Source organism: Chitinophaga skermanii, from assembly GCF_003259335.1.
Lineage (GTDB): Bacteria > Bacteroidota > Bacteroidia > Chitinophagales > Chitinophagaceae > Chitinophaga > Chitinophaga skermanii.
Window position 1 is genome coordinate 473459 of the sequence record NZ_QLLL01000003.1, and the last position, 13472, is coordinate 486930.

Annotated in this window: 13 protein-coding genes; 4 read left to right on the top strand and 9 right to left on the bottom strand. The window is 41.7% G+C overall.

Going from position 1 to position 13472, the window contains the following annotated elements:
• Nucleotides 1-40: 40 nt before the first annotated feature.
• Nucleotides 41-532 (top strand): nucleoside deaminase, encoded by a 492-nt coding sequence (locus LX64_RS09710; RefSeq protein ID WP_111597439.1) that lies wholly within the window; start codon nt 41-43, stop codon nt 530-532.
• A gap of 71 nt (nt 533-603) precedes the next feature.
• Here LX64_RS09710 and LX64_RS09715 read toward each other — a convergent pair whose 3' ends face one another.
• From LX64_RS09715 to LX64_RS09730, 4 genes are all read right to left on the bottom strand, one after another.
• Nucleotides 604-960: an anti-sigma factor family protein gene (locus LX64_RS09715; protein WP_111597440.1), complete on the bottom strand. Its 357-nt coding sequence runs from the start codon at nt 958-960 to the stop codon at nt 604-606.
• Nucleotides 961-981: 21 nt separating this feature from the next.
• Nucleotides 982-1560, bottom strand: a complete 579-nt coding sequence (locus tag LX64_RS09720; RefSeq protein ID WP_111597441.1) for an RNA polymerase sigma factor — start codon at nt 1558-1560, stop codon at nt 982-984.
• A gap of 83 nt (nt 1561-1643) precedes the next feature.
• Nucleotides 1644-2711, bottom strand: coding sequence for a tetratricopeptide repeat protein (locus tag LX64_RS09725; protein WP_111597442.1), 1068 nt, complete (start codon nt 2709-2711; stop codon nt 1644-1646).
• A complete protein-coding gene (locus tag LX64_RS09730; RefSeq protein ID WP_111597443.1) occupies nt 2701-3270 on the bottom strand; it encodes a sigma-70 RNA polymerase sigma factor region 4 domain-containing protein in 570 nt (189 codons plus the stop codon). Before LX64_RS09730 ends, LX64_RS09725 begins: the two co-directional genes overlap by 11 nt.
• Before the next feature lie 74 nt (nt 3271-3344).
• Between LX64_RS09730 and LX64_RS09735 the strand changes: the two genes are divergently transcribed.
• Entirely contained in the window at nt 3345-4142 is a 798-nt protein-coding gene (locus LX64_RS09735; RefSeq protein ID WP_111597444.1) for a C40 family peptidase, read from the top strand.
• Nucleotides 4143-5031: 889 nt separating this feature from the next.
• Here the strand turns inward: LX64_RS09735 and LX64_RS09745 are convergent.
• The 4 genes from LX64_RS09745 to LX64_RS09760 all read right to left on the bottom strand — a co-directional run bounded on the left by LX64_RS09745 (nt 5032) and on the right by LX64_RS09760 (nt 8852).
• The gene (locus LX64_RS09745; RefSeq protein ID WP_111597446.1) at nt 5032-5580 is read right to left on the bottom strand and encodes an inorganic diphosphatase; all 549 of its coding nucleotides are present in this window, start codon (nt 5578-5580) and stop codon (nt 5032-5034) included.
• Between the two features lie 289 nt (nt 5581-5869).
• Nucleotides 5870-6349, bottom strand: coding sequence for a nuclear transport factor 2 family protein (locus LX64_RS09750; protein ID WP_111597447.1), 480 nt, complete (start codon nt 6347-6349; stop codon nt 5870-5872).
• Between the two features lie 159 nt (nt 6350-6508).
• Complete coding sequence (locus LX64_RS09755) at nt 6509-7534, bottom strand: PhoH family protein (RefSeq protein WP_111597448.1); 1026 nt, start codon at nt 7532-7534, stop codon at nt 6509-6511.
• Between the two features lie 415 nt (nt 7535-7949).
• Nucleotides 7950-8852 carry a hypothetical protein gene (locus tag LX64_RS09760; protein WP_111597449.1) on the bottom strand — a complete coding sequence of 301 codons (903 nt, stop codon included), beginning with the start codon at nt 8850-8852 and terminating at the stop codon, nt 7950-7952.
• A 520-nt stretch (nt 8853-9372) separates the two neighbouring features.
• Here LX64_RS09760 and LX64_RS09765 point away from each other — a divergent pair.
• Nucleotides 9373-12387 carry a PAS domain S-box protein gene (locus LX64_RS09765; RefSeq protein WP_111597450.1) on the top strand — a complete coding sequence of 1005 codons (3015 nt, stop codon included), beginning with the start codon at nt 9373-9375 and terminating at the stop codon, nt 12385-12387.
• Between the two features lie 6 nt (nt 12388-12393).
• Nucleotides 12394-12786 carry a response regulator gene (locus tag LX64_RS09770; protein ID WP_111597451.1) on the top strand — a complete coding sequence of 131 codons (393 nt, stop codon included), beginning with the start codon at nt 12394-12396 and terminating at the stop codon, nt 12784-12786.
• Nucleotide 12787: 1 nt separating this feature from the next.
• On the opposite strand, the gene rpe is transcribed toward LX64_RS09770, so the two are convergent.
• Nucleotides 12788-13453 carry a ribulose-phosphate 3-epimerase gene (gene rpe / locus LX64_RS09775; protein ID WP_245952607.1) on the bottom strand — a complete coding sequence of 222 codons (666 nt, stop codon included), beginning with the start codon at nt 13451-13453 and terminating at the stop codon, nt 12788-12790.
• Between the last annotated feature and the right edge of the window lie 19 nt (nt 13454-13472).

Here is a 13472-nt window from a genome sequence, read left to right on the forward strand (position 1 = left end):
GCCGCTATAAAAATCAGTATCTTTAAATAAAACGCGTAGCATGGAAAAATTTGCATTTGGAGATAGAGAAAGACACTTTTTACAAGTCGCTATCGAGTTATCGGCTAAGGGTATGCACAATGGAGATGGGGGACCGTTTGGGTCGATTGTAGTGCGGGGAAACGAAATTGTAGGCGAAGGTTGGAACCAAGTGTTATTACACAACGATCCTACAGCGCATGCAGAAGTAGTAGCGATCCGTAATGCCTGCCAGCAATTAGGCACCTTCCAACTAACCGACTGTGAAATTTACACTTCCTGCGAACCTTGCCCCATGTGCTTAGGCGCTATTTATTGGGCTCGTCCTCAACGCGTATACTTTGCGAATACAAAAGAAGATGCAGCTGCAATTGATTTCGATGATTCATTCATTTACAAAGAAATCAACCTGCCACACGATCAAAAGAAAATTCCTTTCATTGCTTGCCCCGATCCCGCGGCTTTAAATGTTTTCAAGGAATGGGCACAGAAAGATAACCGTACTTTATACTAAATAAAAATACCCCGTTTCTACAATAGAAACGGGGTATTTTTTTATGACATGCAAATTATTGATCAACCGGTTTAATGTCCTCTTCTCACTTCAAACAGTACCCAATACATCATAAATAACAAAATGAGTAGGATTAACGTAATCACCAGTACGTTTACATACAAGCGTAGTTTACGTTTACGATGATTCTTCTTACGCAATTTCTTCATCAATTGCCACTTGATATCACGCAACCAAAAAGGGATCTTCTCCTTTTGTTTGATGGCTTGTAAACCTTCCAATGCATCGCTACACAATTCGCAATCGGCAATGTGTTGCTCTACATGGTGCAGTTCTTCACCGGACAGTTTGCCCTGTAAATAATCCATCAAGGTTTGCTGTGATAAACAATCGGTTTCTTCAAATATGTCACGAAAATTGTCGTTCATAATCTACTTTCTATTATAGCATTAGCTTTTAGTGCTAAATTTTTCTAAGAATAATTTCAGGTTTCTCTTACCGTTTTGTATGTAACTCTTCACTTGTAATAGGGAATACCCTGTAATGTCGGCTATTTCTTGGTAAGATTTTTTGTCGAGGTAAAATAATTTCACGCAAGTGCTTTGTTCTATGTTCAACTGTGCGAGGCCTTCTTGCATATGCTCGAGCATGTTATCTTTCTCGATGTGCTTGGCTTTTTGGTCGTCTTCTATATCGGCTACACCGGGCATATTCACTTCTGTTAACTCTGTTTGCACGTGTTGTTGTGTTTTACGGAGTTGCATCAGGCAATAATTCTTGGCTACTTGGTGTATCCAGGCTTTAAAGAAGATAATGTCGTGCTTATGGACTTCTTGTAGAACTTTTAGGAAGATTTGCTGCACACTGTCGCGGGCATCTTCTTCATTCTTTAAATACTTCATGCACAAACCCAATAGGAGAATAGCGTAACGATCGAACAACACGCCAATCCAGTCGCTATTGCCATCGGTTTTGTACCGTTGTATGAGTTCTATGTCTGATAAATGCTGCGCGTTAGGATAGTTCACGTTGTAAAGATAGAATTTCTATGTACATAGATGCACAGCTGGAATGATTCCATAAATATTGTATGAAAAAAATGTGGCTTGTATTAATTCATATCGTTCAATGCACTCATGGCAGCAGTTTTCATGGTGCCATCGCCTTTGGCTAATTCTTTCAGCAAGCGGCGCGCTTTACCGTTTTGACCATTTTGCTTATAGCATTGTGCCAATTGGTACTTCGCTAACTCGTTGTATTTACCGCGGCTACCACTAATTTTTTTGAACTGGTTAATGGCTTCATTGAAGTCGCCCTGTTGTTGGTAGAGTAAGGCAGTTTTATACACGTACTCATCGCTTGAAGGCATAGCAGCAGGGGCGTCGTCGTCTTGTTTTTTCGCTGGTTTATCGTCGTTTTTAGCAACGGTCACTTCTTTCTCTTTGGCCGGTTCTTTTACATCCTCGGTATCTTTTTTCTCTTGTACAGCGGGTTTATCCTCTTTTGCTATTGTATTGGCAACAGGGGTATCAGCCGGTTTGGTAGCGGGTTTAGTCGTGTGCGACTTAGTGGTATCGGGTTTTTGGATGATGATGGGTTGAGAAGGGGGCGGAATGACTTCTTTCACCACGGCATTTTGCACGCGCATAGAATCTTGTGGTTGCACGCTATTCGCTGGAATAACGGAACGGTGTTTCGGTGGTTCGTTATCGTGTACAACGGCATCGGCTAATTGTTGGGGCACCTTTGGGTTTTCCAACTTAGCAAATGTAGGAGAGGGTTGATCTGCCCGGTTCGCGATTAGCCAATAGCCGCCACCTGCCAGTACGAAAAAGATAACTAGCCAGAAAGAGCTGAGCAAAGTATCTTTTGTTCTGCCGCGACGAATTTCTTTCTCGTGCAATACTTTGTACTCCACGGGTTTTACGTGAATATTGTCGCGGATGTAATTATTAATACCGTTTGTGTATTGGATATATTCTTCTCGATCTTTGGCGTGTTGTACGGCATGTAATGCATCGTAGCACAAATCGCAGGTAACGAGGTGTTGTTCGATGAGGTGTTTCTCCAAATCGGTCATACTACCGTCTAAATAACGCGGTAATTGCTCTTTATTCAAACATCTAACGGAGGAGAATATTTTAAAGAGTCGTTCATCAGAAAAAGAATTATTGTTCATAGGCTTGATCCATCAATGTGAGTGCAATTTTCTTCTTAACTCCTTTCAAGGTGTTTCTTACTTTATCAATCGTTATGTCTTTGCTCGTGGCAATTTGGTCAAAAGATTTCTGATCAGCATAAAATGCTTTCGCGATATACAACTCGTCGGGATTGAGGGATTTCAAGGCTTGTTTCAGTTGCGTTAACAAAGCTTCTTTTTCGATGGGGTTATTCCCGGCATTATCTACGCGGTTTTCTAAGCGGTATAGTGCTTGGAATTGGCGAGAGGGGAGCGTGGTATCTGACTTAACATTTCTACTAAAATAGGCATGCACAATTTGTTGCATCCATTCGTTTACTTTGTAGATGGATTGAACACTGAGTGCACTGTTCATGTATTGTAACAGGGAAGGGTACACAACAGAAGCGCTTTTTTCCTTGTTTAACTTGGGTAAACAAACGGCAGCGAGCAAATGACTATAGCGCGAAAGTAGTACTGCCGCAGCTTCCCGGTCATTTGATCTTTTTACGCGGGAAATAAGTTCTTTATCTGGTAAGTTTTGTAGGAGCAACTGCATAAATTTCTATATTAATATTTACGTAATTTCCCGGCAAAAGTTCACGGAATCGATAATAAAATAAAACAATTTATATGCCATACGCCATCACCATTGTGCCAGTAGTTCCTATGCGGGCAGAACCTTCACACCGTAGTGAAAATGTTTCGCAATTACTTTTCGGCGAATGTGTTGAAACAGATACAGTTACCCCGGATGGATGGGTAAAAGTGAAAGCCCAATTCGACGGCTACGAGGGATGGATCACCCAATCCCACATCACCATGATCGACAACGAATTATACGATTCACCCTACACCCATTATGCTAAAAATTGGGTGAATGAAATCATGCTCAATGGCAAACCCATGCACATTCCATATGGCTGCCTTTTGAAATTGGGTAAAGATGTTGGCGCAATTTGGGGAAATGTATCGGTGAGTTGGGGCAACACAGTGGAAAAATTGCCGCATCCTTTAGGTACCGGCGCCACCCCTTCCATTCACCCCACCCATAAAACCATTACCGACACGGCCCATTTATTCCTCAATACAGCCTATTTATGGGGCGGCAAATCCGTTTTTGGAATCGATTGCTCAGGTTTCACCCAATCCGTCTTTAAACTCCTTGGAATGCCCCTTTTACGCGACGCTTACCAACAAGCCTCGCAAGGCGAACAAGTAGGGTTCCTAGTAGAAGCGAAGCTCGGCGACTTAGCCTTTTTCGATAACGAAGCCGGTAAGATTACCCATGTTGGTATTTTACTGAATGATCATGAGATTATTCATGCTGCCGGCAAGGTGAGGGTGGATGCTATCGATAACCAGGGGATAATAAATGTGGATACGGGTGTGAGGACGCATAAATTACGGTTGATTAAAAGGTTTTTTTAATCATCTTTCATTGACTACGTGCGGTGTAATTATAATTTAATCTTTTGATTGGGCATCGGCCATGCTGTTTTGGGTTATATCCCATTGTGTTACTTTCTTTGCTCGCCAAAGAAAGTAACCAAAGAAAGGCGAAAAACGGCGAAAGACTGCGTCGCCGTTTTATCGGGTCCTTGATGGGGCTTCAGTGCTACTGTGGTGCCGGGCGTTGGGATAAGGGAATTCTTGGGATGATAGATTGTATGGGGGAGTATAGGAATTATGGGATTTAAAAAAGGTTCCATAGGAAGCTTTTCATGAATTGATTGGGATTTTGTGGTGATTGCTGCTTGGAATGATTGTATAGCAATTAGTTGCATTACCAACAGTAAGAACACCCCAATAAACCGCTCAATTCTACAACAAGTAAAAAACCACACACAATATTCAAAAAAACAAAAGCCTTGCACCGACCCAATCGCTGCAAGGCTTTCTTTATAACACAATCTCTTCAATAACCCCATCAATTCATTTAAAGCTTCCTACGGAACCTTTCTAGGCATTCCAAACAACAAACTCCCCCCATCAAGGCCCCAATGCCCTTCACCACAGTAGCACCAAAGCCCCATCGACATCCCGATCAAACGGCGACGCAGTCTTTCGCCGTTTGTCCTCCTTTCTTTGGTTACTTTCTTTGGAGAAGCAAAGAAAGTAACACAACGGGATGTAACCCAAAACAGAATGGCCGCGCCAGCGAATTGGAATAACGAATCAACTACTACAATAATCATAATTTATCGCTCGCCTACGGCATTGCTCGCCTTCGGCACTAATGAAAAAAGGTTTCCTCAAAAACTGAGAAAACCTTTTTTAAAAAAATTCAATTTAACGGCTCCTAGCGGAGCGTCTTATATTATTTACCTGCTAATTCAGGGAATTTTTCTTCGTACATTTTGAAGCTGTCTAAGATGATTTTCTCGGCAACTTCTTTATTTTGGAACTCTTCTACTTTCACTTCTTTCTTTTCAAGGCGTTTGTATTCTTCGAAGAAGTGACGCATTTCGTTGATGAAGTGAGGAGGTAATTCGGAGATATCGTTGATGTGGTTTACGCTCATATCGTTTGCAGCTACGGCGATGATTTTATCATCGGCTTCGCCACCGTCTACCATTTGCATAACACCAATCACTTTGGCTTCAACTAGGCACATTGGAACGCATTCAACTTGAGAGATGATGAGGATATCCAATGGATCATGATCGTCGCAGTAGCTCTTTGGAATGAAGCCATAGTTGGCAGGGTAGTATACCGAAGAATACAAAACTCTATCTAGTTTCAACAAACCGCTATCTTTATCCAGTTCGTATTTAGCACGAGAGCCTTTGGGTATTTCAATAATTCCTGTTACAATATGTGGCGCTTTTTCACCGGGACTAACGCTGTGCCAAGGATTTGTTGTCATAAATGTTTCTATCTTTTAATTTATTTACTGTTTAAATGCGGGTTTTGTGGCCTTTTGAGGAAGGTTACAGTTCCTCGTTTTACCCCAAAACCTACTTACAATAGCTATGGTGGCCAATTACAGGCTTTTTTAATGCATAAGCATTCCTGCAATTGGATTGCAAAAATAAGGAACTATGCATTAAAAGCTATAAAATTATGATTAACAGTAAAAAAAGTGGAATAAGTATTAATACGAATATATTAGTTAGTATCGAATAAGCTTGGTTTCTCCGCTATGTTTCCCGTTATTATTTTACCGTACCCGGCATTTGCAATCCTGTTGAATCAACGCTGATAACCGATGTAGAGTCGGACGTAGCTTCAGGTACGTAGTTAGGAATGATACTCTCTAAAGTAAGTGATATTTTCCATTGGCCACTCTCTTTCACAAGTTGCAGGGTTTCTTCTTTACCTACAGATGAATTTAATACAGTTACCGATGCATGATCTTGCGCGTCGTTGATTTTTACATCCACCACGTCAATCTTCGCATTCTTGATTTTCTCTCTTTCTCCCTCTTTACGACGTTGATCGAAGATGGAATAAAGTGTAATAACCTGCACTGATTCTTTCGTTGAATACTCTTTCGCAGCCTCGAAATTAGAATTCTGAATGGCATGCATAAAGTTGAGTGCCACTTCATTCGGTTCTGGATGTTTCTTACAGCCGGTCATTAATACAACGCCAGTAATGCATACAATTGTTACAATTCGCCGATAATAGCTCATGTGGTTGAATAATTAATTTATGCTAACAAAAATAGCGGGAAAGATTTAATTGCACAACTTACGAATAACCGTGTTAAGATAGTGTTAATTCCCGGCATACATAACGGTAGACTTTCCAATATATTATGTGAAAATCTACCGTTATTATTATATTTTATTTTATTGTGCTTTTTCCTCTTTAGCCGCTTCCCTTGCTGCTTCACGAGCTGCTTCTCTTTCAGCTTCGCGCTCTGCTTCTTTCACAGCCGCCGCATCATACGCCCTAATAATGGCTTTTACTAAACGGTGCCTTACCACGTCTTCTTCATCCAATTCCAAATACCCAATACCGTCGATATTCTTCAAAATACGCGTGGCTTTATCTAAGCCGCTTCTTTGGTTCTTCGGTAAGTCAATTTGGGTTAAATCGCCTGTTACAACTGCTTTCGCAGATGCACCAATACGGGTTAAGAACATTTTAAGCTGTAATTCCGTAGCATTCTGCGCCTCGTCCAAAATAATAAACGCATTATCCAAGGTTCTACCACGCATGTAAGCTAAAGGGGCAATCTCGATAATACGGTTGGTCATGAAGTAACTGAGCTTATCTGCCGGGATCATATCATCCAAAGCATCGTATAAAGGACGTAAGTACGGATCGATTTTTTCCTTTAAATCGCCCGGTAAGAAACCAAGGCTTTCACCGGCTTCTACTGCTGGGCGGGTTAAAATGATCTTACGAACGGCTTTATTCTTCAATGCTCGAACAGCCAAGGCTACAGCGGTGTAGGTTTTACCTGTACCGGCAGGACCAATGGCAAAAAGAATGTCGTTTTTATCGGCTAAGGCTACCATCTTCTTTTGATTGGCTGTTTTCGCACGAACGGTTCTGCCATTCGGGCCAAATACCAATACTTCGTTGGGGTTCCTGTCGCTGAAATTATCGACTTTCACTTCATCGCCTAGTATTTGTTCGAAATAGTTCTCACTGAGATTACCATTTCTTTCAAGATACCCAACGATTTGAACGATTTTTTCTTTAGCAGTCGCTACTTCTTCAGGGGCGCCGGAGAGTTTAAGCTGGGTTCCGCGAGATAAGATCTTCAATAGGGGAAATTTCTTCTTTAACAAATCCAGTTTCCCATTATTTACTCCGAAAAATTCAATCGGATTAATCGTATCTAAGTTGATGATCTGTTCTGTCAATGGAGCAATGTTTTAGATCAAAAATGAGTGATGTTTATGCGATCAACACCCTTTGCCGGTGCTGCACATACTTACAATTTTTGCTTACTTTTTCCGGTATAGAAGGGTGGGAATGTCACCACCAGTTCACTGTTGCTACCAGTAAGAAAAATAGGTTGCGATGTTTCATTACCGGGAGTTGCTTTCCAACCCCGTGGTAAAGAGATTTTTCATGCTTCGCTGATTATAAGTTTCTTGGCCCAAATATATTACAAGTAAGTTAACGAAATACGAGTTCTCCACCAATGTGGGTAAATTATCCTTTTATTAACTTAAAAAACTCATTTTCATGGTTTTTACAAGGCATACTTCACCCAAATAAACATAGCATAAGCCATGCCATTTCTTGTATTCCACTATATTTAAAATGATTTCATCACCTATTTAATTTCGCCAGCCGCGGCCGCTTTCGCCCAGTGATGACCGGCTTTTTATACGGCTTACTCGCATGCAGTATGCCTGTTTTATTTGCATGGTTGTATAATTGTTTACTAACAGGCAAGGCATTAGGTTCTTCAACCGTAATTTCTTCTTCCCCAACTTTAGCAGATACGGCGGCTATGCACATGGCATTATAGCGCCCACCTAGTATATTATACGGGCGGTTATTCAGCGTTTCCACGAATACTACGCCAATCGATACAAACAGGTGTCGCAACTCGTTCTTTTCAAATGGAATATCCAAGCTTATCCCGGCGGTTAACTTACCATCTAAGGGGAGGTTGACTGTAGATGCAACAGCACTGTCGTTACGATTTGTATCAAAGTTGATGGCATGTACAGTGGCTATTAATTGAAAGTGTGTGGCTTGTTTGGGGGCACGTAGTTTATGGCTGGGTTTGAAGGCTGGAAAAGTAACTTTCGCCACGCCGTTTTTCCGATCGATGGCGATTGTATAAGGGGCGCGACAAGTACGGTTAAATTGTGCTTGTTGGTTGAAATCGAAGCCTGTTAAAGCTGTTACGTCACCCGCTTCTACGGTACGTTCTCCCCTTAGGTGTGTAACATCGCTTTTTAGTATGGATAATAAAGACGATGATAGCCTTCTGTAGTATGTTTTATCGGGAAACATTTCTAGCATGCCGGAGAAGGCTAGGCGCGTATCGGCGGCCATTTGCGCGGCACGGCCAAACTCCTTGCGGTGTGAACGGATTTTCTCGTAGCGTTCATCTTGCCAGTTCGTTTTCTTTCGACCTTCTATGGCAAGAAAGCCGTTTTGGGTATGGTGAAAAGAAACGCGCGGTAGATTCTTTTGGTAAAGTGGTATAACTCTTCCCATCGTACAATGGATTAATTGGGTTAAAAATGGTGATATGAACAAATATACGGTCTACAAGGGGTAACTATGCGGCAGTGAAGGAGGGTAGAATTGATTACCAAGGTTTTAATAGTATAAATAAAGGCAAGAATAAGGCTGGTAAAGGGTTTAATAACAATCATTACATGGGAACTACATGGATTTTACATGAAAACAGGGTGAAATTACATGGAATTTACATGGAAACTACTTTTCTACTAGCGTACATTTAGGTACATCTATAAGTGGGTTCATTGTTACAACAGCTATCAACAATAGTTATTCAAACTGAATTAGTTAGGTAGAACAGAGTCTTTCTGCCCCCATTTATAGAACAGTTTAGCATATATTGTTTAATAGTAGTATTTTGTGTTATATTAATATTACTTTTAACCCTTTTTGTTGCGGGAATTGCAATTTATGAGAGTCGATGTGCAGATCCTATAAAGCAACTGGGAGCCAACAACAATTAGATTAAAGTATTTATCCGGAATTAAGTTTCATGACTGTAGCGTTGCTGGGCCGGGTGCTGGATGAACTCCAAGAATCACTCGCCATTATTGATTTGCGTCATTGCATTTTGCAGTGTAATACTAGCCTGCAAAACGAGGTAAACAAGTACCTTGGGGTACAACTATTGCCTGGGTTCAACCTTCAAATACCGTCATCCAATACACTTAAACGCATCAACAACGCGATCGATACGGCAATTGCCGGTGAAAAGAATACAATTTTGCTGCATGCACACGAGCTTTCGGGGAATACAGTTTTCTATCAATGTACCTTAGCTCCTCTCAAAAACGAGCAACAACAAGTAGAGGCGGTTTTATTAACTGTAAAACAAGCACAGCAAAATACCAGTCTTGTTAACGATTTATTACTAGCCAATAGCAAACTGAAACACATTCAGCAAGCCATCGATACTTGTGCCATGGTGGCTGTGTTAGATGAAAGTACGTCCTTCTTGCAAGTTAACGACTTCTTCTGCAATGCCATGGAACTGCCCGCTCATGCTTTCGTGGGGCAGTCGTTAGCGAATGTGATTAATAATATTCAAGGGGAAGTGGTGAGCTGTGCCAATGAATTGGTGAACACTTTGAAAAGCGGTCAAACTTGGCGTGCCGAGGTGAACTGCGCTTCTCCAACGGGGAAATCGCTTTGGATTGATGCGGCTATTTACCCTATTGAACATGCCATACAAGGTATTACAGGGTATTTGCTGATTGGGTTCGATATTTCATCCCGCAAGGAAAAAGAGATAGCCGCCCAAGAAAACGAACGCTTCTTCCGCAGCATCCTCGAAAACTTACCGGTGGGACTGCAACAACTAACGCCAGAAGGGTTTAGCGTAGACATGAATTCCGCTTTGCGTGATATTTTAGGTCCGGGTCACCCTGCTGTAATTGGCGAGCCTTACAATTTGTTCAACGACCCGTTGAATTACCGGAATGGCTTACGCGAACTATTACAAGAAGTAAAGGATTCACGTGGCCCTATCAAGAAAGAAATTCTACTTAAATATACAGAACATCCCGATCATGGTGTAACCCGTATACAGCCTACCTACTACGAGGTAACAGGTTTCCCCGTGATCGATCAACAAAATAACATCAGCTTCCTCTTCCTCATCCTCAGCGAAATCACGGAGAAAAAACTTGCCGAATTAAGTTTAGAGAAGAGTGAGCGTTTGCTGCATACCATTGTTGAGAACTTGCCTATTGGCTACATGCAGTTCGATAATTTTGGTAATGCGCGCCGTATTAACCAAACGCAAAGGGCTTTCCTTGGGTTGCAAGAAGGGGAGAGCGAGCATAAATATAACATGATCGACCATCCATTTGCGAAGCTATTCGAATTGGATAAGTTGTTTATGCAGGTATTGCAACAAGGTAAAATGTTGCGCGTGGAGAAGAAGTTGGATTTCACGAATGAACCCTCTTGGAAGCGCGCACAGAAAACATTGTTCCTCGATTTAACACTCTTCCCGGTGGAAGACCCGGTTGATAAAGATCAACTCATTGTTACCCTCGTAAACGATATTACGGTTGAGAAAAACCAAGCACTTGAGAATGAGAAGAACCAAGATTTCTTACTACAAACCGGTGCCATTGGTAAAATAGGGGGCTGGGAATTAGATGCTAAAACACAGAAATTACGCTGGTCGACCCAAACCTATCACATACACGAATTGTACCACCAGCACGACATAACGCTGGAAGGCGCCCTCGATTTCTACACCCCGGAATCGCGCAGCATCATAGAAAAAGCGGCGAAGGATTGCATGGAAAAAGGAATTCCTTACGACGTGCAAGTAGAAATTGTAACGGCCCATGGTAACCTCGTGGTGGTACGTTCTATTGGTCAACCTGAATATAAAAACGGTGAAATAGTTCGTATACATGGCGTGTTGCAAGACATCACCGAGCAATTCCAAATGCGGTACGAGTTAACGCAGAATGCCGAGTTAATGCGCTTGTTCTTCGATACCATCGATATGGGCTATGCCTTAATGGACCAAGATGGCACGGTGAACTTCATGAATAAGAAAGCAGGGGAAATGTTGGATACGGAAACCGTGGTGGGGAAAAACATCTTCGATGTATTCCCATGGTTGGTGGGTACTACTTTCCATGCACGTGTGAAGGAGTGTATTACGGGGCAGAAGCCGGTATCGTTCTTCAACTATTTACCAGAGTTAGATAAGTGGTACGAGTTCTTATTGGCACCTATGCAGAATGGGAATATTTCCATCTTCACCCGCAACATTACTTACAGTAAAAAGCTGCAACGCGAATTGCGGAAGGCGAACGATCAATTATCGAACTTAAACAAGTACCTCGTTAACCAGAATAAACAACTAGAAGATTTCGCGCACATTACCTCGCATAACTTGCGTGCACCGATTGCCAACTTGAAAGCGCTTATGCAGATTTACAAGGAAACTGATTCGCAAGAGGAACGCGGTATGTATGTGGGTATGTTAGACGATGTAATCCGTAACATCGACGAAACCTTGAATGACTTGTTAGAAGTGGTGCAAATTAGGAAGGACTTGAACGTTGAACGCGAGAATTTGCAGTTTGTAGATCGTTTACAAAAGATCAAAGATATATTGTTGGTGGATATTGAAACGAGCAACATCATGTTGACGTATGATTTTTCATCAGCCCCTAGTATTGATTATCCCCGTATATATTTAGACAGTATTTTACAGAACCTGTTGACGAACGCCATCAAATACCGTTCCCCGAACCGTAGACCTAGCTTACATTTGAGAACATGGACGCTAGATGGTAATGTATACTTATCGGCTGAGGATAATGGAATAGGTATTGATTTGGAGCGCTTTGGTCATAAGATTTTCGGCTTTAGAAAAACTTTTCATAAGAATAAAGATGCAAAAGGCATTGGTTTATTTATCACGAAAAGCCAGGTAGAAGCCATGGGCGGGCAGATTAAAGTTGAGAGTACGCCCAATGTAGGTACAAAATTTATTATTACTTTTAGGCCAGAATAAGACAGTATGAAACCGTTGAACACAATCTTTATTGTAGATGATGATCCCATTCACCAGCAAATCACCGAGATAATGCTCAACCGGTTGAATGTAGCCTGCCACGTAGCCAAGTATTCAGATGCACAAGAAGTATTGGATCACTTCAAAGCGAACCTCCACAACGAAAGCGCGTTGCCCGATATTATTTTACTCGACCTGAATATGCCTATTATGGATGGTTGGGAATTCCTAGAAGCATTCACGCATATCCGCCCGTTATTGAATAAATTGGTGAAGATATACGTGTTGACTTCCAGTATAGATGAGAAAGATAAAGAACGAGTGGATGTATATGATTATGTAAATGGTTATTTAACCAAACCGCTTACGAACGAAATCATTTTACAAATAGGGCAGTAGTTTATTTCCCTGCTTGTTTTAACTGGGCAATTGTTTGCACGGGATTGCTTGAAGCAAATACCGTACTACCCGCTACCAGCACATCGGCCCCTGCTTGCACAATTGCATGTGCATTCTCTAAGTTGATACCACCATCTACTTCAATCAATGCCCTAGAACCGGTACGGTCGATCAGTTCGCGTGCTTGCATGATTTTTTTAATGGTATGTTGAATGAACTTTTGTCCTCCGAAACCGGGGTTTACACTCATAATTAATACAAGGTCGATATCGGCAATAATATCTTCGAGTGTATGTACAGGCGTAGCTGGATTTAAGGCAACGCCCGCTTTCATATCCAGCGAGTGAATTAATTGTATAGTACGGTGTAAGTGTGTACAAGCCTCTTGGTGCACGGTAATGACTTGTGCCCCTGCCTTTTTGAAATCGGCGATATAGAGATCTGGTTGTTCGATCATCAAATGTACATCGGCGACCTTGGTACATGCTTGCGACACTTGCGCGATGATAGGCATCCCGTAGCTAATATTCGGTACAAAACGACCATCCATCACATCCAAATGCAGCCAAGCTGCTTCGCTATTATTGACCATATCGATATCGTGCTGTAGCTGTAAAAAATTAGCTGCTAGCAGGGAAGGTGCAACAATGACTTCTTTCTTTTCCAAATTGCTCAAGGTTTTAAAC

Excerpts from the sequence above, each read along its gene's own strand:
- LX64_RS09710 (WP_111597439.1), top strand. The coding sequence starts at position 41 with ATGGAAAAATTTGCATTTGGAGATAGAGAAAGACACTTTTTACAAGTC.
- LX64_RS09715 (WP_111597440.1), bottom strand. The coding sequence starts at position 960 with ATGAACGACAATTTTCGTGACATATTTGAAGAAACCGATTGTTTATCA.
- LX64_RS09725 (WP_111597442.1), bottom strand. The coding sequence starts at position 2,711 with ATGAACAATAATTCTTTTTCTGATGAACGACTCTTTAAAATATTCTCC.
- LX64_RS09730 (WP_111597443.1), bottom strand. The coding sequence starts at position 3,270 with ATGCAGTTGCTCCTACAAAACTTACCAGATAAAGAACTTATTTCCCGC.
- LX64_RS09735 (WP_111597444.1), top strand. The coding sequence starts at position 3,345 with ATGCCATACGCCATCACCATTGTGCCAGTAGTTCCTATGCGGGCAGAA.
- LX64_RS09745 (WP_111597446.1), bottom strand. The coding sequence starts at position 5,580 with ATGACAACAAATCCTTGGCACAGCGTTAGTCCCGGTGAAAAAGCGCCA.
- LX64_RS09750 (WP_111597447.1), bottom strand. The coding sequence starts at position 6,349 with ATGAGCTATTATCGGCGAATTGTAACAATTGTATGCATTACTGGCGTT.
- LX64_RS09760 (WP_111597449.1), bottom strand. The coding sequence starts at position 8,852 with ATGGGAAGAGTTATACCACTTTACCAAAAGAATCTACCGCGCGTTTCT.
- LX64_RS09765 (WP_111597450.1), top strand. The coding sequence starts at position 9,373 with ATGACTGTAGCGTTGCTGGGCCGGGTGCTGGATGAACTCCAAGAATCA.
- LX64_RS09770 (WP_111597451.1), top strand. The coding sequence starts at position 12,394 with ATGAAACCGTTGAACACAATCTTTATTGTAGATGATGATCCCATTCAC.